The following is a 20148-nucleotide window of genomic DNA, read 5'->3' as shown; positions in this document are numbered from 1 at the left end:
ATGCAAAACCTTCATAAAGGAGCCATCGCAATTGCACTGGCTGGTATGTCTTTTTACCCAAGTTACGCCAGCACTGTGTCGCCGGTTCAATCAAGTGCCAGACCTTTCGGCCTTGATATAATTGGGACAGTACAACTGGCTGGCTCCGATGATAAATCAGCAGAATTCTCACAGAATGCTCTGCCGGGACTTCAGGCGATTGTAAATAATACGCTGACTGAGAGCCAGTCGATCGGCAACTTATCATCCATCGCACTCAGCCCGAACGATCTACTAATAACAAACACATCAAATGTGCGAGCGTACTTTATTGGCGAAGGCGCAGGATACAGAAATTCATTAGGTGTTTACACAGGTGACAGCGCAGAGGCTCTTACTGGCGATGCTTCACTTATTATGCCTGATGCCAGTACGTCATCGTCATATTATAACCCAACTGGAAGTAGTTATAGATCGAGGTATGCACCCGTAGCTTCCGGTGATTTCGTTGATCTTGGTGAATTTGCAAGTGACACACAGCTAAACTTGTTCCTGATTGCGAACGGTGCTTCAGGAGGAACAGATACATACTTCACAGACATTGATTTAAACCCAGACGGCATAGATCATTTTGTAGTACTGGCAACACCGGATAGCCCGTATGTTCTAGTTGGCACAGAAGACCTGTTTGGCGGCGGTGATGAGGATTACAACGACGTCGTGGTGGCCCTTGACATTGGCGTAGCAAATGCAAAAGAGCTTATTGCAAAAGCAGTACCATTACCTGGCCCATTGGCTGCATTACTCGGGCCGTTATTTTTCTTCGCTGCTCGCGCTAGAAAACGTTTCCAATTCAGAGCCGGCTTGTGAAAAACAGTAACTTTTTAAACATCGCAGCAATCGCGGCAGCCCTACTTGCCGCAGTATTGATGGGGCCGTTTCTTATGTCCAGCAACAGCCTTGGCCGCTGGTCGATTTTCGTCTTAGCCACTATCAGCGCATGGCTAATCCTCGGGGGAGCGCCCGAGGGAAAGCAACAACGATCAATGCTTGCTTATTCGGCAATTCTTGGTGGCTTATTGCTTGTCGCTGGCAACATATCTGAGATAGATAAACTACAATATGTATCTGCAATTATTCTCTTGTCCGGGACAATCGGTCATTTTTGCAGGTTAAGCCCAAAAGCAACTTTGCTTATATTGTTTTGCTTCCTGTCTACACTGCCGTTACCTGCAGGAATGGAAACCTCCATATCCGTATGGTTGGCTGAACGTGAGGCCGCCCTATTTGTGGCGTTTGGCCAGACACTAGGCATGGCGCTTTATCAACTAGGCCCACAAGTAATTATGGGTGAGCAAGCGGTTACTATTAACAGTGACTGCAGTGGTACATTGTTGCTCATACCATCCTTTATTGGCTGCCTAACTGCATCGATACAGTATCGCGGCTCATTGCTAGAAAAAACCGCGATAACACTGGCGGCTTTTCCTTTGGCGTTTGCTATAAATGTCATTCGCTTAGCTATTTTGGTCATTGCTAATTTTACGCTAACCGCGGATGTGACAGATAACTTACATGACATAGCAGGATGGGTAGCCATGCCAATTGCATGGGCAGCACCTATTATTTGGGTGAATATTTATGGCAGCCTACAAGAGCCTGACCTGAAGATATCGTACAACTTCACTATAGTGATGCTTGGAGTTTCCATTATTGCTGCAGCATCACACACACTGACAAATGTCCTCACCAAAAGTACCGTGGAAACTCCCGTTTCCATCCCTTTATACGTGGCTGGTTGGATCGGCAAAAACGAAGCAATTCCCGAAGCCGAGGCTAAAATTCTCTCAGCGGACCAGGCAGTCAGGCGTTTATATACTTCACCAGACAATGATCGTTCACTTCTAGTGACAACAATGTTTCACAGAGACCCAAGAGTGGCGGCCGAACATTCAAGTGAAAAATGTTATAAAGCGATGGGCTGGCAAACGAAACAAGTGAAGCGAGAGACATTAGCGCCTGGCGTTCAGATCACTCATCTTATCGTTCGAAATCATACCATCATTCAAGCAGTAACCGAGATTACTGTTCAGCCTTCAGCGATTACGACTGAACATGAAAAAGGTGCACTGCGTCTACAGGTTGTTGAGACCTCGTCTATACCGCTCAAAAAGCGACAGCAAACCGCATTGGATTTTCTCAAAAAGACCCCAACTCAATGGAGTACATTGTGATGATTAAGAAAGTAGCATTCGCAGCGCTCATTGCAGCAGCAGCAGCCGGCGCTTACATCAGCTATAATAAAATCACAGACAAACGTTGTAATGATTGGCTAGACACAGCGACCACTCTCCAAAACGATGGGTACCATGCAGATGCCATCAAAGAGCTCACTCTTTATTTTTCTCAAAGTAAATGCAGAAGCAAGTCAGACGTTGCTGCTGTTAAACTGCTCAGCGAAGCACGTTTGGAAGTGCCATTGCCTGACAATGCACATACAAACCAACAGCTATTACTCACAAAATTAGGCTGGAATCTCCAAAGAGATACCAGCTACAGCTTAACGGAAGCCTCTGCAAACCTTGTTCGCGGCGATTGGTATAATGCCCAGAAATTGGCGCGGCGCGTATCTGGCGCCAAAGCTGCATTAATAGGCTTATCAGCATCACTGCGCTTGCAAGACCTTGAAGCTGCTGAAGAAGATTTGCTCCGATTTAGCGAAAGTGACGCCTCGCTTTTCCAATGGGCAATGATCTTGAAACTATTGAGAAACAACGGTGATTTACTCGCTATTGCATCTCAACTTGCCCCAGACATACCAAGTTCATTTGCTCGTCTAGCCGCTAAGTCAACAAGTCGGCAGGCTACAACATTAACTCAAGAGGACATAAAGTCATTGTCTTCCACACTTTCTGACAACGATCTTGCCGTAGCCACATCTTTGCTTGTTTCTCAAGGTGATGAGCTTGCCGCAATTGCGTTATTAAACCAACCAACCCGTTTAATGCCGGGCAGTTTGTTGAAAAGGCATGCTCGCCTTCTTTGGAAACGTGCAGAATATGATGTGTTATCAAGTTTTCTGACACGTCCTCACAGCGGCATCATACCAGCTGAAGTTAATATGATAGTTTGTTTGGCTCAAAAACAACTAAATCAATCGTGTAGAACTGGCTTTAACCAGCATGAGTACAAGAGACGGCATGGTATATATACCGCTAGCCGTTGGGGTCAGCTCCTGAAAGAGCTTGAAGCGGACACCATCAACCCAAGTCGTACAATCGACGCATTAAGCAATATGAAAAACATTGTCACATCGAGCGCTATCGCCCATCAGTTACTCGAAAACCTATATAGGTCCATTGGTGAAGAAGCCCTTGCTGGCAAGCACGAAAAACATGCTCAAATGCTTGGCCTGGGTAATCGAGGTGTTTTCGTAAGAAACATGATCAACAAAGAAACCAAGAGCTGCGGCAAATCCGACACATCATGCATGGGTCAGAAGTTATATGCAGACTCTTCTAATTTCGATGCATGGCGTACAGCGCTCGCTGCTGGTTACAAACCTGAAGCTGCACTTTTGGAACAGTTGCGTGAAAAAAGCCCTAATGAAGCCACATTATGGCGCGTTGCCAAAGCACGTTCAGCGATCGCTAAAGAGACGGACGATAGTATGGCTGAGGGCCTTCGTTTACTAAGGCCTGTGTTAAAATGGGCACCAGATGATGCAACGTCTCAGCTACTAGCGTCGGCAGGGTACGCTTATTTTGATGACCTAGATGCTGCCTACGCTCACTTGGCAACAGCAGCAAAAACTGAACCTGATAGTGCCATTGCTGCGCTCAGATTAACCATTAAATATTATGAAGAAGGTCGAAATATTGGGCCTGCAGAACTTGCACATTGGTGGACCAGCATTTCGAGGCTGGAAATGCAGGCGCGAGGCATAATGGTGACATCTGAAAGCACCACGAAGCTCCTTACCGATAGGTTATCAATCCTTGCTGCATACAGCGAACAAAATAGAGATTACAATCTAGCTATTGCCAGTTATCGGGCCATTCTGGAAATCTCTCCTGAAAACCATATGGCATTAAACAATCTTGCTGTAAGACTTCTTGATAAAAACAAAGACTTGGATAGAGCAGAAAAAATGGCACTCCAAGCTGTGAAACTGGAGCCTGGACAGCAAGAATACAACGCTACATTAAAGGATATTCAAACAGCTATTAAGGCAGCGTTGTGATTTACTCTGCTTGTTCCCACGTTTCTTTTTTTCGGTATATTGTAGAAGGGCTTACGCCGAGAGAGTCAGCGGCTTTGGGGATGGATCCATCAAAGACAGCAATCCTATCTTCGATTGTTTTTCGTTCTACATCCGCCAGTGAAGCCATTAGTAAGGTTTCGTCAGCAGGCTTGTTCGCTCTCATATCCGAGCTAGGAACAAAGGTTGTAGCAAGACTATTGGCTTCTGTAGATGCCAAGCTCTGGCCTTCAAGCATCGGAAACATGGCAGCTGTCACAAATTCGCCATCTTGCAAGACAGCAACGTTACGGACCGTATTTTGCAATTCACGCACATTTCCAGGCCAAGAATGAGCCATAAGAAGTGCCTGTGCATCCGGGGCAAAGTCTTTAAAATTCTTACCTTCTTCTGCGACATATTTCTCAAGGAAATACCGCGCAATGTCTATTACATCGCGGCCGCGCTCTTTAAGTATAGGCAAATTGATCGGTACAACATTCAGTCTAAAGTATAAATCTTCTCGAAAACGACCCGCGCGCACTTCTTCTAACGGGTCGCGATTAGTCGCACAGATCACACGAACATCAACTTTCTCAGCTTTGGGTGACCCAACAGGTTGTACTGTATTAGTCTGTAAAAACCTCAGTAGCTTTTTTTGTAAACTGAGGTCTAACTCACACATCTCATCCAAAAACAGTGTACCACCTTCAGCCGACCGCGCCGCGCCTTGGCGATCAGAAATAGCTCCCGTGAACGATCCTTTTAAGTGACCAAAAAGTTCAGACTCCAACAAATCATGAGGAATCGCAGCACAGTTAAGTGGCACGAATGGCCTTCCAACGCGTGGCCCAGCCTTGTGAATAGCTTCGGCACACAATTCTTTCCCTGTCCCTGAAGCACCTGTCACAAAAACAGTTGCCTTCGAGGCCGCTACGTTTTCAATGGTACGATACACACGTTGCATGGCTACGGAGTTGCCAATGAAATCGTAAAAAGCACCATCTTGCTGCTTATGCCGCAACGTATCTACTTGCTGGCGAAGCTGCACACGTTCAAGCGTGTTATTTACCGTTGTAACAAGCCGGCTTTCTGAAAACGGTTTAACAAGATAATCAAGTGCACCAAGTTTCATTGCGCGCACTGCATTGTTAAGAGATGCATCCGCCGTAATAACAATAGCCGGTGTCTCCATGTCAGTGCCTTGTATTTCTTCCAAATACGCAAGGCCGTCACCGTCAGGCAAATTGAGATCTAACAAGATTAGGTCAAACTTGTCTTTGGCCTGTGCTTGCCTTGCATCAGCGAGGCTTTCGGCTGTTACAGATACAATCCCGGCAACCTGCAGGTGTTTTTCATATAGCATTGCCATTGATAGAACATCTTCCACCAACAAGATTTTCTGTTCTTTGACCGCCATACTTAAACCTCTCCCACTGGTGGAGCATCTACCAACAAACGAAGGGCTTCAATTCCAACAGGTAGTCTATCAACAATAACCTCAGCAGTTGCTAAACACTCCGCATCCACACCTTGCTTGCCTAACTCACTTGCTGTTCCGGAAAGGTGCTGTAGCTGCACCAACCCAAATGTACCACTTACACTCTTAAGCTTATGTGTGGCATCCGCAACCTTCTTGGTGTCTTTTTGATGAAAACCATCAGTTATCAACTGGAGGCAACTGGACAAATCTGCGATGCATTGATTGAGTAGCATAGACCTACTATCTGTATCTAACGGGTCCAAAAGTGCCATGAGCATGTCACGATCAAGCATACTATGTTCATCAAATTCATACATGCCTTGTATGTTTGTATCTTCCTTACCCGTCTTCTCATGGAGAAGGCATTGTTCAATAGCAGTATACAAATCTTGCCTGTCAAATGGCTTAGTGACAATACCCACCATGCCAGCTGCTTCAAATTCTTCACGGTCCGTATCCATGCCATGTGCCGTTAAGGCATAAATTGGCGGCGCTTTTTCCTTACCTAAAAGCTTATGGATTCTCGAAGTGGCCGCCATGCCGTCCATTTCAGGCATTGCTATGTCCATGAAAATGAGATCAAAATCATGATTAAGCGTTGCTTCAACAGCCTCGATACCGTTGTTGACTATTGTTACTCGGCAATCAAATGCTTCCAGTGTCATACGAATTATTGTCTGATTAGTCGGCACATCTTCAGCAACTAATATTCTTGGGCGTGCCCCCAGTCGCTCGCGGAAACTATCAAGCGACCTTGTGGTCGCAGGTCTATCGTCAACTTGCTCTAGTACTGACTGAATGGGCAATCTTAGCCAAAACCGACTACCTGAACCAGGCTGACTATCAACCCCGACACTGCCATCCATCAGCTCTGCCATTTGGCGACAAATAGCGAGGCCAAGCCCTGCGCCGTCTCCTATTTGTCGTTTATGTGCACCAACACGGGTAAACTCACTGAACAATTGTTCTTGATCTTCTGCCGATATCCCGGGACCAAAATCTATAATAGAAAATTGAACTTGGGTCCCGTCACCACCAGCCATAGCTACATTTTCAACAGAGAGGATGAGACGAGCAGACTTAGCGTATTTCAAGGCATTGGAAAAATAGTTGTTAATGATTTGGCGAATACGCGCGGGGTCTCCCCAATAATTTTTTGCTATATCATCTTTAACGTCGATATCCAGCGCTACATTACGCGCTTTTGCGTGCGGTAACCAAAAGCTTTGTATCGAAGATACAAGCTCTATTATTGAAAAAGCTGATGGTTCAATTTGAAGCATGCCAGCCTCAGAACGTGCGAAGTCAATAACGTCATTTAAGAGGGCTTGAAGCGTTTGACCGCTATTTCGTGCCATTTCAACCAGCGTTCCAGCTTTGGTAGGCATTTCTTCATCCTGCAATAAGTCGAGGCTACCAAGTATCCCGCTCAGAGGAGTCCGTATCTCATGGCTTATAGTAGCAACGAAGCGGGATTTCAGCGCACTGCTTTCTTCCGCTTTTTCTTTTGCTGCCTCCAATTCTTCCTTCAGTTTAGTCAATTGAACAATTTTTTGTTCCAAGTCTTTTGTTCGAGCGGTAGCTCTGTCATGTGCCTGGCGTTCCGCGACTTTTGCACTTGCATATGAAGCAACAGTTTCAAGAGCGGTTAAATGTTGCTCACTAAAAAAGTTCTTTTCAGGACTCTCACAATCAATAACACCGATTAATATCCCATCATGAAGCATCGGAACGCATACTTCTGAACCGCCTGGTGTAATATCTGGTACATAGCGTGGATCAGTTGAAACATCATTGACAATCTCAGGGCGGCGACTTGCTGCAACAGATCCGGTTATACCCTGTCCCAAGGAGATACTTAATGGGTTAAGTATCTTTTGACCTTCCGGGTTCTTATCAGCAATTGCAGCACATTGAATAATAGACTTCGTCGAAGCATCATATAGATAGAAAACACAATCAGAGAACCCTAGTCGACCAACAACTTCACGCACAACATACCATGCTAACTCATCAATACTTTTAATTGTTGTTATCGCCAAAGCAAAATCGCTCAATACAGTTAGGTATTCTTGTTGGCCACTATTAACTGCTGTTAAAGCTTGATTCGCCTCATAAAGAGCCGCGCTTTTCTCCTCGAGCAACTGCTCGGCCTCAAGGCGGGCTTTATTCTCTCGGCTCAGTTTACGGTTTAATAGATCAATCTCCTCGCTAGACGACATATTAGATCCGTTCGAGTATAAAGGTTGTTTGGTTTCCATTCGGCAATATCTTGGCAATTTTATATGGATCGTCGAACTCGTCAAAGCATGCTTCAGTAAGGCCTTGCGCAACGGCAGCCAATGGTCTGTGAGAACGATAAACCAGTTCACACGATCGTTCGTCAATGCGATGCAATGTGATATTTGGCGGAGAAGAATCTGGATACAGCTTCCTAACTTCACCGTGAATGTGTGCGCCGACTTTCTCTAGAAAGTCCAATCCACTCTCTACACCTTCAAAGTAAGCTGGGAATATTTCTTTGAATCGCGATAACAATAAATAACCAAAACGACGAGCAAGTTCATCAGGTGCAACACCCATATATTCAGCTAATTTTACATGAATAGCGGCAAACTCATTGAAACTATAATTCCCAACGGCGGTATAAGCACCAGTAACTTCATCACCTAGGTCATTAAATATAGCGTCGATTACATCATCGGAAACGAGTGATGCCGCATAATCCAAATATTCTGTAAACATTAAACCGCGCATAGCTTATCCTTGTGTCATTGCAAGACAAGTTGCGAATTCGCAAAGTTCTTTTCAACTTGCAATAACGTTGCAATCGTTATGCCAGCAGTTTTCAGCCGATACGCCTAGGTTAATGTATCTTGGCATAATGCATCATTGCAAATTGCAATTGCAATTTGCAATGATCTTAGCTTTTTGCAAAAAATATATAATCTTACATTATAGCTAATAACTATCATTTTCAGCTTGAGTAACTTCAATGAAAATTTCTTCCTTTAGGCAATATTGATGATACGCGCCCAGGTTTATTGGCCTCCTGCTCGCTTAAGCTAATATGCTCAGCTAAACCGCCATTCGTCACTTCGTCTGATGGTTCGTAGGAGTTAGGTAATTCTTCACAGTCACAGATGCTTGCCAACTCATCGCTCATATCGACAAGCTGACGTGCTACAACATGCATAACAGTTTCCTCGCGCTGCAGCATACCAACGACACCCAAAAACCGCGCTCCAATAACCGTGCGCCGTTCTGCTTCGAATAACTTGGGCCAGATGATAATATTAATGATACCCGTTTCGTCCTCGAGCGTGGCAAAGATAACGCCGCTTGCTGTACCAGGCCGCTGCCTGACAAGCACGAGGCCCGCGACAGTCACCAAACGGTTTGCAGGATGCTCCATTAGTTCTGCTGCAGTGATGAACTTACATGCTTCAAGGTTAGGCCGAATAAAACTAACGGGATGGGCTTTCAGCGATAGTTTGAGCGTTGTATAATCTTCAACGACATGCTCACCGAGTGGCATGGTCGGCAAGCATACCTCGGCCTCCTTTTGCATGACCTCGGCACTGTCATTCAAAGCATGCTCAAATAACGGCAGGTCTTCAACAGCGCTCCTAGCACCTGTTGGCGCACCAAGCCCCTGCACGGCCCACAGCGCATCACGTCTGTCGAGGCCGATTGAGCGGAAGCAGTCAGCGCGAGCGAGTTTCTCAATCGTTGCGACTGACAGGCCTGTCCTGAAGTACAAATCCCGCACACTGTCAAAGCCTGAACCTCTCACGTTTGTAAGAACCTCCGCTTCATGCTCGCTGACACCTTTGATTTGCCGAAGGCCGAGCCTCAGTGCCATGACACCGCCACCCTCAGGTGTTTGTGCTGCCATATTGTCTACTTTTTCAAGCAAGTGATCCCAAGTGCTGTAGTTGACATCAACGGCACGTACTTCGCCTTTGTGATCGCGAAAGTCGTGCACAAGTGATGAACTGGAATAGAACCCCATCGGGAGTGAGTTTAAGAGTGAACAGGTGAAGGCATCAGGATAATAGCATTTAATCCAGGACGATATGTAAGCAAGCAATGCAAAACTGGCTGAATGGCTTTCTGGAAAGCCGTAATCAGAAAAGCCTTCGATTTGCTTGAAACAGCGCTCAGCAAAGTCAGGTTCATAGCCATTGCCCACCATACCGTTCAGGAATTTTTCCTTAAAATCACCGATCTGCCCTGTGCGTTTGAAGGTCGCCATGGCCTTACGGAGTTTGTCAGCTTCGCCCGGCGTGAAACCCGCCCCAACAATAGCGATCTTCATCGCCTGTTCCTGAAACAGCGGCACGCCTTTCGTTTTATCAAGCACCTCTTTCAGGGCTTCAGAAGGATATGTTACTTCTTCCAAGCCGTTACGGCGCTTGAGGTACGGGTGCACCATGTCGCCTTGAATGGGCCCCGGCCGTACAATCGCGACTTCAATTACCAAGTCATAAAAGTTGCGCGGCTTAAGGCGCGGTAGCATCGACATCTGCGCTCTGCTCTCTATCTGGAACACGCCGATGGTGTCCGCCTTGCAGATCATATCGTAAACGCCGCTATCCTCAATCGGCACAGTCGCGAGTTCGTAAGGCTTACCGTAATGCTGCTTGATGAGCGTAAAGGCTTTACGGATAGCTGACAGCATACCAAGGGCAAGCACATCAACCTTCAAGATACCAAGCGCGTCCAGGTCGTCCTTATCCCATTCCACATAAGTGCGGTCTTTCATTGCCGCATTGGCAATGGGTATCACTTCTTCAAGTGGCCCGTCTGTCATGACGAATCCGCCCACATGCTGCGACAGATGGCGCGGAAACCCCGCAATTTCGTGGGTGAGCTTGATCGCTTGCATCAAGGTTGGGTCACTGGCGTCGAGCCCTAGCTCTGTGACGCGCTCGACCGCAAGGCCGCCTCTGCTCCAGCCTGATGCATTAGCGGACAAGGCGCTGACGGTATCAAGTGACAAGCCCATAGCTTTACCGACTTCGCGGATTGCACTGCGCGCGCGGTAGGTGATGACGGTTGCAGCAATACCGGCACGATGCCGACCGTATTTCGTGTAGATATACTGGATCACTTCTTCGCGGCGTTCGTGCTCGAAGTCCACATCGATATCTGGCGGCTCGCCTCGATCTGCAGAAACGAACCGTTCAAACAACAGGTCTATCTGGGTGGGGTCAACCGAGGTAATGCCGAGGCAGTAGCAAACGGCAGAGTTGGCGGCAGAGCCGCGTCCCTGGCACAGGATATCTTGGCCACGCGCATAGCGGACAATGTCATCAACGGTCAGGAAATACGGTGCATATTCCAGCTCCGCGATTAGTTTAAGTTCATGTGCAATTGTCTTTTTTACTTTGGGTGTAACACCGTCAGGATAGCGGCGTTTTGCCCCGATCCATGTAAGGCGCTCTAGCTCCTCTTGCGGTGTTGCACTTTTACCGGTTGGTTCCTTGGGATATTCATACTTCAGCTCATCAAGTGAAAACCTACACTGCGCTGCAATCTCTAGCGTGCGCGCCACAGAATCCTCATAACCTTTAAAGACCCTCTCAATCTCGTTGACGCCCTTGAGGTGCCGCTCTGCGTTAATGTTGAGGCACAATCCAGCTTCAGCAATGGTCGTGTGCTCCCGGATACAGGTGAGAATATCCTGTAGAGGCCTTCTGTTGGGGATGTGATAGTGCACATCGCCGATAGCAACGAGCGGTGCCTGCTTTTGACTGGATATCAATGCGAGCTTTTCGAGCCGTGCATCATCGTTGCCGCGGTAGAGCCGTGTCGCGCTGAGATAGACTGACCCAGGGAATAGCTCGCTAAGCCAGCCAAGATCCTGCTCGAATGGGGTGCTGAGTTTATAAGGTGATACCGCAATGAAGAGATGGTCACCCGCCAACTCATGCATGTCTTCTTTAGCGAGAATACAACTGCCCTTCTCTGCGCAGCGATTGCCTTTAGTGAGCAGTTTGGTGAGTCTGCCATAAGCGGCACGGTTCTTCGGGAAACACAGCGCCTCAAAACCGCAGGTGAGCACCAATCTCACACCGACGATAAACTGGATGCCTGCTTCTTTGGCAGCTGTATGACCGCGTACAATACCAGCAAGACTGTTTCTGTCGGTGATGGTGACAGCCTTGTAACCAAGCTTGGCGGCTTGCTCGACCAGCTCGTCTGGATGCGATGCACCGCGCAGGAACGAGAAATTGCTGGTGACGGAAAGCTCTGCATATCCGCTCATGCGAAAAATCCATGCATAAACCAGTGTGGGTTTTCACCGCGCTCATAAAGGCCTTGCCGGTAAAGCCAGTAACGATAGCCGTCACCGTCTTCTACGCGGTAATAGTCACGTGTGGGTTCAACACCTTTGGCAGGCCTCGCCCACCATTCAGGAGCGATACGCTCCGGTCCTTCAGCGCATATGATGCGATGCTTGAGGCGTCGCCACTCAAACACAACAGGTGGTCCGTCCGGCACTTCAGCAATAGCCGTGATAGGTTCCGGGCGCGGCAACAGTGCGACCGGGCGCCCCAGATGCGTGTCACCCTGCAATTGCTCCAGGAAAACATGCCAATCCGGCGGTGTTTTTGGCGCGTCTGCAACAGGCACCAAGCGTTCTGAGCGTTCCGGGATATAGCTTGCCTGCGGGATGAAGCGCCCGACACTCTCGCGGCCAAAACGGTTACTATAGCGGTCGAGCAGTGTTTGCAGCGCAATCTCTTTGTCACCTTCACTTTTACCAGTCAGGTCTGATTGGTTTTGTCCAATGCGCTCGCATTCAAAAGCCGCGAGGTTAAGCTGATCAATACCAAAGCCAACATCATAGGTTTCTGCGAAAAGTTTCAGTTTCTCAGTGTACAGGCGTTTAATCAGGGCTGTGTTTGATGTCAGTGCACTGCTTCTGATCATCACGGTGTGGGCAATACCGTCGACACGGTAGAGTGTCAGGTCAAAGCGCCTAGCCCCAACGGATGCTTCTTCCAGTTGGGTCGCAAGTGAGGCTATCAGGTCACCGAGGTTGACCTCAACTGCACCCAAATGCTGGATCGGCTCCATAAAGCTTGCTGACACCCGGTATTCTGGTGGCGCTGTGATCGGTGACAAGGCTTCACTTTTCAAGCCTAGTGCTTGATCAAGGCGTGTCATCAACTGTCTACCGTAGCGCGCGGCCAGCGGCGCGCGCGGCTTCTCTGTAATCATGCCAATGGTTTTAAGGCCCACCTGTGTGACACGCGCAGTGATCGCTTCGTCAACCCGCAAGGCTGAGATGGGGTATGGCTTGAGCGCTTGTGCCGTTTTATCGCTTTTTATAATCGTGAGCATATCGGTGCTATGACGCGCGAAAGCCCAGGCGGCGCCGATGGTAGCGGCAATAGCAACACGGCTTGTGACACCAAAATGGTGCAATCGGTGTATCAGGTCTTCGGCTAAGGCCATTTCGCCGTCCAGCAAGTGCGCACAGCCTGTGATATCCATGAATAAACCATCGGTGGGGTCATCGCTAACCCATGGGCTATAACGGGTCAGCCAAAAAGTGAGCCTCGTTAAAGCCGCTGCATCACCCGATGGATCATGGTCGGCAGCCTTAAGGGTTGGGCTGAGCAAGCGCGCATCCGCCAGTGATTGGCCGACACTAATACCTTCATGCTTTGCTTGATGGTTGGCTGCCATGACCCGAATACCGCCCTGGGCGGGGGCGACAAGAACAAAAGGGCCAGTAGCCTTATCCTGTTTGATGCTGGCTGGCTGGCTGAGGCGGCGACTGTGGCATTCGATTGCCCAGTTTGGTAGCCATACCGAGATGTAACGTTTCATGGTGCCAACGCACGTGATCAGAGCGCGGCTTCATGCCTCTGCTCTTGGTGAGGCTAAGCTGCCATTCAGGGTTGCCAAGACGTGCAAAGGCGCGTTCTTTAGCAAGCACCGTATGGCTGGCGCGGCTTGTAACCGCAAAGCGCATATCAGCAGCCGTGGTCCCGTTTGCCCGGTGGGAGCGCACAAGCAATGCCGGTATGCCTGCTTCAGCTGCACGGACGCGCAGTCGCTTGCTAGCGGTAAAATCGTATAGTTTTTCAGACCAGAGCACACCAGCAACAGCGCTTGCTGCATTGGACGCAATTGCTTCTTCCATGGCCCACAGCAGATCTTTCTCTGTTGCTAGTGTAACTTTGGTGATTTGTAGTGGGTCTATACCAAAAGCTGCCAGCCCTGGTGCATGCAGATGCAAACGGTCTGGATCTCGTAGCTGGCACCAAATAATCGTACCTCTGTTTTGCTGCAATATTCCTGAGAGGAAGGCCATAGTCGCACCAAGAGCCGCGACCCTATCACGGTACGTCGCTGGCAGGATTTCGCTTAAAGCGTTTTCTTTGATCAATTCAAATGAAGAGCTTTGGTTATCATATTTTTTATAATTCAGTTTATTTATTATATTACAACCAGTTGATTGCGCACCTTGAAGTGCCAAATTGTCCTTTCTGTCGTGTTGATTTGTTGCTGTCATGACTCGGGCTTTTCTCAGGGGAGTTTATTTGTTCTTCTTTTGTTCTAATACTGCATCTATGAGAACAGAGTCAAGATTGAAACGATGTATTGATTTTTTTGACGGTATTTTACCTCTTTTATTATGGCCAGTAACTATCACTTATCGGATGATAAATTGCCACGTTTTTGCCTGCCTTTGGAGCTTTACCGCCAAGCAGTCAGGCAAGCGAGGGCGCCCCCTCAGGCGGTGTTCTTAAATGCCATTTAAATGCGTTTTAAGAAGGCTTTTATCTCTTAAAAAATCATGACGCTCTGACCCAGAACGCGAAAATCGTGCTGCAAGTAGCTTTTCAAATGCGGAGCCATCTTGTCTTGTGAGATTTGGCACATAGCGCGAGTATACCCGAAACAACATCTCGGTTGTAGTGTGCCCCATCTGACGTGCAATCCATTCTGGACTTTCACCTGATGCCAACCATAGCGTGGCAGCAGTATGGCGTGTTTGATATGGCCGCCTAGCTTTCAAGCCTAATTGCTTAAGCAGTGGATACCATATACACCGCGTGACGTAACGGTTTGAATACGGTTGACCTGTACTACTTGCAAATACATATTCGCTGCAACCTTCAGCTCCTCTCTTGTGGCGAGCAAGCGCATCTAACACCATTGAGTTCATATCAATGTCACGCATAGAACCATCCGTTTTGGTGGGTACCATACGGCGTTGTACTAACGCTTCTCTCACCAATATCTGTTTGCGGTCGAAGTCAACATATTCCCACTTAAGGCCGTCGACTTCGCTGGAACGAAGACCCGTCAAGAAACGTACAATATAATAGGTACGATAATCTTGCCGTACACGCCGTAGTATCTGTTTCACTTCATCAAAACTAAATGGCTCCACCTGTACACGCGGCTCTTTCAGCGGCTTGATGTTCTGCCAAGGAGACACAAAACCATAACGGTCTGCTGCTTCCACCATAATCATACGAAGCGGTGTCATAATATGATTAATCCGTGATGGAGACATTGTAGAGGCGGCGCTCTTCCCAGCCAATTGCGCGAGTGTCACACGAAATTCAAGTATCTGAGCCTTTGTGATTTCTTCTACGGGTGTTTCGCCAAAAGTAGGAATTAAATACTTATCAATCGTGCCTCTAATCGTTTTCATATATGAGTAGCGCCACTCTACACGCTTCTCTACAAACCACTGCTCCGCAAATGTCTCGAAGCTAATTGAGGGCTCAACTTCAGCGTCACAACTTTCTACACCAAATATTTTCCGTAGCTTCTTACTGTTTGGAAAATGATCCACAGGATCAAAAATACCTATATCAATCTCGGCGAGAATTTTACGAAGTTTAGCTTCGCACAAACGCTTATTTTCACGATTTGTTTTGAGGCCTGAACTTTCACGTATGCGAACACCATGATAGCGCAAATCATACTGCAATATTTCGTTTCGAGTCTTAATACTGGCCATCAAAGTACCTCCTCATCAATCCAAGGAAGATCATTGGTCGCTACCGCAATACCAGTAGCATTAAGGTCAGTTATTATGTAGTATCACAGTCTGCAAACTGATTATCTATAAGGCACAATGATCTTCTAAAGACCAATATGCACACATTATGTATTTTATCAAGGATAAAATGATCTACAAGAGATCATTATGAATATAAAATGGTCAAAATAAACCTCTCTCGCCTAATGGGTGAACGCAAGCTCAAGATTTCAGATGTTGCGCGCGACACTGGACTTAATAGAGGTACAATCACTCGGCTCTACCATGAAACGGCAGAGCGAGTTGAACTTGAGGCAATAGAGAAACTTTGTATTTACTTAGAATGTGATGTCGAAGACCTGATTGAAATCCAAGAATAAAGCCTAGCGCTTCCGCTCGGCTAGAGGCTATTACCCGCTATTAGGCGCTCATGATAATTGGCGCAAATGGCCACACTTTTGGCCACACTCTGACCGAAAGCAAAAACCTCATTAAGTTCCGTCATCATAAGTCATTGATTTGATATAAAGAAAATGGCGCACCCTAGAGGATTCGAACCTCTGGCCTCTGCCTTCGGAGGGCAGCGCTCTATCCAGCTGAGCTAAGGGTGCGCATATAAAATATAGACGGCGCGGAAAGTACACGCCCATTCCAAACGGTGCAAGACTCTTAAAAAGAAACTTCAATAAAAGCGTTAAATTTCAGCTCCATACAATAGCCCGCTTCACAGCTTCGTGACCATAGTGGAAATTTTATTAAAAAAATAATCCATTAAATACAATATGTTGCGGGTATTTGCGTGTGATGCATAAAATTTTATCCTTTTGATTACCAGAGATTAACAACGCATCCGTATAACTAGCTCCACAAGCCCAGGGGTTGAAGTCACACAGTTCAAGGTCCAACGGGTACACGCAAACATACGAGTGGATGAAATCATGTTGAAGAAAATCAATAAAGTATTTGCTATCGCAATCGCATTAACTTTCGCCGTTGGCGGCACCAGTATGTCAGCAAGCGCTGACGAAATGGGTGACTGGAAACGCGCCGTCGCTAAAAAGGTTGCTAAAAAACAAAAATACCCACGCGCAGCTTTAGCGCGCGAAATTGAAGGTAAGGCGAAAATCCGCCTAACAGTAATGGCTGATGGTTCTATTTCCACACATGAAGTTGTGCAAGAAACAGGCGAGTCAATTCTGGACAAAGAAATTCCAAAGCTCGTGAAACGCCTTAACCCGCTTCCAGCACTTCCAGACGCCAAAACTGAATTGTCATTTGTGCTACCACTAAGCTGGACACTTAATTAAAAGCATTTTTTGTACGGAATTCAGTATTGAGTTTTGAGTAAAAACACCACCGTACAATGTGTGACGGCCCTCTTTCAGGAGAGGGCCGTATTTTTATGGCCCATTGCTACAATACAAACCTCAAGCGGCCCGACACCCAAAAAAAACCTTTATTCAACGCGGTCCGTAACTGATCGATTGAACGGTATCAGCGTAGTTTCGCGCGCATCCTCACCTAACAAAGGATAGTCAGCGGTATAATGCAGGCCACGCGACTCGCTACGTTTTTGGGCAGAGCGCACTATAAGATCCGCCACTGTTACAAGATTACGCAGTTCAAGCAGGTCGCCCGTAACACGGAAATTACCATAATACTCCTGAATTTCGCTTAACAGGAGATCAACCCGTCGTTTGGCGCGCGCCAAACGCTTGTCCGTTCGCACAATACCAACATAATCCCACATAAACCGGCGAAGCTCACGCCAGTTATGGCTCACCACTACTTCTTCATCTGAATTGGTAACCTTACTTTCATCCCAATCGCGCGCAATTGCCGGTGGCGGCATATTATCTTCACGAGCAAGAATGTCATCGGCAGCAGCGTTACCCATAACCAAACATTCAAGCAGACTATTGGAGGCCATGCGGTTCGCACCATGCAATCCGGTATGCGCACATTCGCCAATAGCATACAGCCGGTCCAGATCGGTTGCGGCATCCAAATTCACATCTATCCCACCGCATGTGTAATGCGCAGCCGGAACAACAGGGATCATATCTTTTGTGATATCAATGCCTAAACCCAGACAGTGCCGGTAAATATTCGGAAAATGTGAAATGACAAAGTCTGCATTTTTGTGCGTGATATCCAGCCAAACATTATCAACACCTGTGCGTTTCATTTCGCTATCAATCGCTCGCGCAACAACATCACGCGGCGCCAGTTCTGCACGATCACTGTCATAACGCAGCATAAACCGTTCACCACCTACACCGCGCAGATATGCGCCTTCACCGCGCATTGCCTCAGTTATCAAAAACGTTTTAGCCTCAGGGTGATACAAACAGGTTGGATGGAACTGGTTAAATTCCATATTTGTCACCTTGCAACCGGCGCGCCATGCCATGGCAATGCCATCCCCTGTACTGGCATCCGGGTTTGAGCTATAAAGGTAAACACGGCTTGCGCCGCCTGTGGCAATAATGGTTGAACGTGCAGCAAATGTTTCAACCCTATCCTTATTCAGATTCATCACATAAACACCGTGGGCCTGGTCGGTGTATGATGCTTTATTTTTTAAATGCCTGTTGGTGATTACATCAATGGCAACATGGTTTTCAAACACATCAATATTAGGCTCTGCAAGTACGCGTTCATTCAATGTTTTTTGTACAGCCTTACCTGTTGCATCAGCGGCATGGATGATTCGCCGATGACTGTGCCCACCCTCACGGGTAAGGTGATAATCGTATCCATCTTCGTGCGCGTTTTCACCTGACTTATCAAACTCAACACCCAGTGAAATAAGGCTTTCAATAGCATCACGGCCACGCTCAACAACAAATTGAACCGCTTGCTTATCACACAAACCGGCACCAGCAACGAGCGTGTCATTAATATGCGACTCGATCGAATCAGTTGCTTCAAGAACAGCTGCAATACCACCTTGCGCCCAACGGGTTGAACCGCCAGAAATTTCACCTTTTGACAACACGGCAACACGCTGATGCGGAGCAAGTTTAAGCGCTGCCGTTAAGCCAGCAGCACCAGACCCGACAATCACAACATCATAGGTACGACGCATATCATGCAGCCTTGTTTTTTGCAGATGTCAATTGAAGGAAAATGTCTTCCAGGTCAGTTTCATCAGTTGCGATATCTGTGATTGTCAATCCGGCCTGCTGCACTGCCGCCAGCACCTGACCAACATTTGCATCCGTTTGATTGATCTGAACGGCAAGCTGGTAATCGCCTTTCATGTGGGATTTAAATGCATTTAATGCTGCCGGAATTTCCGACAATTTATCGCTAAGCGTAATGATAATTTCTTTCTCATCTATGCGCTTCAATAATTGCTCTGTTGGTTCACAGCAAACAACATCACCGTGATTAATTATGGCAATGGTATCGCACAATTCCTCAGCTTCTTCGAGGTAATGCGTGGTTAACACAATGGTCGTGCCGCGCGCATGTAATTCGCGTACATAATCCCATAGCTGTTGACGCAGTTCAATATCAACACCTGCTGTTGGCTCATCCAGAATCAGGACAGGTGGTGTATGCACCAATGCTTTGGCGACCAGTAACCGGCGTTTCATGCCGCCTGACAAAGAGCGCGAATACGCATCTGCTTTGTCTAGCAAATGCACAGCCGAAAGAAGTTCCTCGGTACGACGTTCCGCTTTTGGTACACCATAAAGACCGGCCTGTACTTCAAGCATCTCGCGCGGTGTGAAGAAAGCATCAAACATCAATTCTTGTGGCACAACACCAATGTTAGCGCGTGCATTACGAGGATTGGCATCAATATCAAAACCCCAAATGCTAGCTGCCCCTTCGGTTTTATTGACCAACCCTGCGAGAATATTAATCGTTGTTGATTTACCTGCACCGTTAGGACCAAGCAAACCAAACATAGACCCTTGCGGAATATTGAGGTCAATTCCTTTCAAGGCGAGTTTGTCTTCGCCTCCACCGCTGCCTTTATATATTTTCTTCAGGCCTTTGATTTCGATTGCATTTTTTGTCACGACATTGCCTTTCGATACGGCCTTCCTAAAGCTTACATGAAGCATAGTGACGATTATTGCATAGTGCCGCTTGTCCCATGCCTTTGCGTTAGTATATAGATCATATATCCATAATTTTGAGTGAAATTATGGAATTAAACAGTGTTTTCTTGAGCGAGAGTATTCAATGACCATCGACGCACCAGAAAAAATTACCGTTACAACCCGCAAAGTAAGCTGTGACGGTGACGAAGGACCACTTGGCCATCCACGCGTATATCTGACCATGGATGAAAACGGACAAGTAGAATGTCCATATTGTGACCGCCAGTATCTTTTGCAAGGCGGCCCTTCAGATAAAACTACTAATTAATCATCACGATATAATTTTATCGTACTTGGGAGAGCA

General features: G+C 47.1%; 15 protein-coding genes and 1 tRNA gene. 6 read left to right on the top strand and 10 right to left on the bottom strand.

Going from position 1 to position 20148, the window contains the following annotated elements:
• The 3 genes from OEU88_RS03045 to OEU88_RS03035 are packed head-to-tail and all read left to right on the top strand — an operon-like array spanning window position 1 to window position 4222.
• Window positions 1–849 (top strand): DUF4114 domain-containing protein, encoded by an 849-nt coding sequence (locus tag OEU88_RS03045; protein ID WP_262693625.1) that lies wholly within the window; start codon window positions 1–3, stop codon window positions 847–849.
• Window positions 846–2213: an exosortase-associated EpsI family protein gene (locus OEU88_RS03040; protein WP_262693624.1), complete on the top strand. Its 1368-nt coding sequence runs from the start codon at window positions 846–848 to the stop codon at window positions 2211–2213. The genes OEU88_RS03045 and OEU88_RS03040 overlap by 4 nt, the downstream gene beginning before the upstream one ends.
• Window positions 2213–4222 carry a hypothetical protein gene (locus OEU88_RS03035; protein WP_262693623.1) on the top strand — a complete coding sequence of 670 codons (2010 nt, stop codon included), beginning with the start codon at window positions 2213–2215 and terminating at the stop codon, window positions 4220–4222. The genes OEU88_RS03040 and OEU88_RS03035 overlap by 1 nt, the downstream gene beginning before the upstream one ends.
• Before the next feature lies 1 nt (window position 4223).
• Here OEU88_RS03035 and OEU88_RS03030 read toward each other — a convergent pair whose 3' ends face one another.
• The 7 genes from OEU88_RS03030 to OEU88_RS03000 all read right to left on the bottom strand — a co-directional run bounded on the left by OEU88_RS03030 (window position 4224) and on the right by OEU88_RS03000 (window position 15702).
• Entirely contained in the window at window positions 4224–5639 is a 1416-nt protein-coding gene (locus tag OEU88_RS03030; RefSeq protein WP_262693622.1) for a sigma-54-dependent transcriptional regulator, read from the bottom strand.
• Window positions 5640–5641: 2 nt separating this feature from the next.
• Entirely contained in the window at window positions 5642–7924 is a 2283-nt protein-coding gene (locus tag OEU88_RS03025; protein WP_262693621.1) for an ATP-binding protein, read from the bottom strand.
• Window position 7925: 1 nt separating this feature from the next.
• The gene (locus OEU88_RS03020) at window positions 7926–8459 is read right to left on the bottom strand and encodes a heme NO-binding domain-containing protein (RefSeq protein ID WP_262693620.1); all 534 of its coding nucleotides are present in this window, start codon (window positions 8457–8459) and stop codon (window positions 7926–7928) included.
• 235 nt (window positions 8460–8694) lie between these two features.
• Window positions 8695–11976 (bottom strand): error-prone DNA polymerase, encoded by a 3282-nt coding sequence (locus OEU88_RS03015; RefSeq protein ID WP_262693619.1) that lies wholly within the window; start codon window positions 11974–11976, stop codon window positions 8695–8697.
• Window positions 11973–13550, bottom strand: a complete 1578-nt coding sequence (locus tag OEU88_RS03010; RefSeq protein WP_262693618.1) for a Y-family DNA polymerase — start codon at window positions 13548–13550, stop codon at window positions 11973–11975. Before OEU88_RS03010 ends, OEU88_RS03015 begins: the two co-directional genes overlap by 4 nt.
• Window positions 13459–14238 (bottom strand): ImuA family protein, encoded by a 780-nt coding sequence (locus tag OEU88_RS03005; protein WP_262693617.1) that lies wholly within the window; start codon window positions 14236–14238, stop codon window positions 13459–13461. Before OEU88_RS03005 ends, OEU88_RS03010 begins: the two co-directional genes overlap by 92 nt.
• A 234-nt stretch (window positions 14239–14472) precedes the next feature.
• Window positions 14473–15702 carry a tyrosine-type recombinase/integrase gene (locus OEU88_RS03000; protein ID WP_262693616.1) on the bottom strand — a complete coding sequence of 410 codons (1230 nt, stop codon included), beginning with the start codon at window positions 15700–15702 and terminating at the stop codon, window positions 14473–14475.
• Window positions 15703–15902: 200 nt separating this feature from the next.
• On the opposite strand from OEU88_RS03000, the gene OEU88_RS17660 reads away from it, so the two are divergent.
• A complete protein-coding gene (locus tag OEU88_RS17660; protein WP_394805206.1) occupies window positions 15903–16103 on the top strand; it encodes a helix-turn-helix domain-containing protein in 201 nt (66 codons plus the stop codon).
• A 154-nt stretch (window positions 16104–16257) separates the two neighbouring features.
• Here OEU88_RS17660 and OEU88_RS02995 read toward each other — a convergent pair.
• Window positions 16258–16334: transfer RNA gene (locus OEU88_RS02995), tRNA-Arg, on the bottom strand.
• Between the two features lie 327 nt (window positions 16335–16661).
• Here OEU88_RS02995 and OEU88_RS02990 point away from each other — a divergent pair.
• The gene (locus OEU88_RS02990; protein ID WP_262693615.1) at window positions 16662–17030 is read left to right on the top strand and encodes an energy transducer TonB; all 369 of its coding nucleotides are present in this window, start codon (window positions 16662–16664) and stop codon (window positions 17028–17030) included.
• 149 nt (window positions 17031–17179) lie between these two features.
• On the opposite strand, the gene nadB is transcribed toward OEU88_RS02990, so the two are convergent.
• Together nadB and OEU88_RS02980 are read right to left on the bottom strand one after the other, a co-directional pair.
• The gene (gene nadB, locus OEU88_RS02985; RefSeq protein WP_262693614.1) at window positions 17180–18814 is read right to left on the bottom strand and encodes an L-aspartate oxidase; all 1635 of its coding nucleotides are present in this window, start codon (window positions 18812–18814) and stop codon (window positions 17180–17182) included.
• Window position 18815: 1 nt separating this feature from the next.
• Window positions 18816–19805, bottom strand: coding sequence for an ABC transporter ATP-binding protein (locus OEU88_RS02980; protein WP_394805205.1), 990 nt, complete (start codon window positions 19803–19805; stop codon window positions 18816–18818).
• A 121-nt stretch (window positions 19806–19926) separates the two neighbouring features.
• Here OEU88_RS02980 and OEU88_RS02975 point away from each other — a divergent pair, with 121 nt between their 5' ends.
• Window positions 19927–20112: a zinc-finger domain-containing protein gene (locus OEU88_RS02975; RefSeq protein WP_262693612.1), complete on the top strand. Its 186-nt coding sequence runs from the start codon at window positions 19927–19929 to the stop codon at window positions 20110–20112.
• The last annotated feature ends 36 nt before the right edge of the window (window positions 20113–20148 follow it).

Source organism: Kordiimonas aquimaris, assembly GCF_025574485.1.
Taxonomy (GTDB): domain Bacteria; phylum Pseudomonadota; class Alphaproteobacteria; order Sphingomonadales; family Kordiimonadaceae; genus Kordiimonas; species Kordiimonas aquimaris.
Note: the sequence above shows the minus strand (reverse complement) of the source record. Positions and strands in the feature narration are given on the sequence as shown.

Coding starts and splice junctions, on each gene's coding strand:
- OEU88_RS03045 (WP_262693625.1), top strand. CDS start 1: ATGCAAAACCTTCATAAAGGAGCCATCGCAATTGCACTGGCTGGTATG.
- OEU88_RS03035 (WP_262693623.1), top strand. CDS start 2,213: ATGATTAAGAAAGTAGCATTCGCAGCGCTCATTGCAGCAGCAGCAGCC.
- OEU88_RS03030 (WP_262693622.1), bottom strand. CDS start 5,639: ATGGCGGTCAAAGAACAGAAAATCTTGTTGGTGGAAGATGTTCTATCA.
- OEU88_RS03025 (WP_262693621.1), bottom strand. CDS start 7,924: ATGTCGTCTAGCGAGGAGATTGATCTATTAAACCGTAAACTGAGCCGA.
- OEU88_RS03020 (WP_262693620.1), bottom strand. CDS start 8,459: ATGCGCGGTTTAATGTTTACAGAATATTTGGATTATGCGGCATCACTC.
- OEU88_RS03015 (WP_262693619.1), bottom strand. CDS start 11,976: ATGAGCGGATATGCAGAGCTTTCCGTCACCAGCAATTTCTCGTTCCTG.
- OEU88_RS03010 (WP_262693618.1), bottom strand. CDS start 13,550: ATGAAACGTTACATCTCGGTATGGCTACCAAACTGGGCAATCGAATGC.
- OEU88_RS03005 (WP_262693617.1), bottom strand. CDS start 14,238: ATGACAGCAACAAATCAACACGACAGAAAGGACAATTTGGCACTTCAA.
- OEU88_RS03000 (WP_262693616.1), bottom strand. CDS start 15,702: ATGGCCAGTATTAAGACTCGAAACGAAATATTGCAGTATGATTTGCGC.
- OEU88_RS17660 (WP_394805206.1), top strand. CDS start 15,903: ATGGTCAAAATAAACCTCTCTCGCCTAATGGGTGAACGCAAGCTCAAG.
- OEU88_RS02990 (WP_262693615.1), top strand. CDS start 16,662: ATGTTGAAGAAAATCAATAAAGTATTTGCTATCGCAATCGCATTAACT.
- nadB (WP_262693614.1), bottom strand. CDS start 18,814: ATGCGTCGTACCTATGATGTTGTGATTGTCGGGTCTGGTGCTGCTGGC.
- OEU88_RS02980 (WP_394805205.1), bottom strand. CDS start 19,805: ATGCTTCATGTAAGCTTTAGGAAGGCCGTATCGAAAGGCAATGTCGTG.
- OEU88_RS02975 (WP_262693612.1), top strand. CDS start 19,927: ATGACCATCGACGCACCAGAAAAAATTACCGTTACAACCCGCAAAGTA.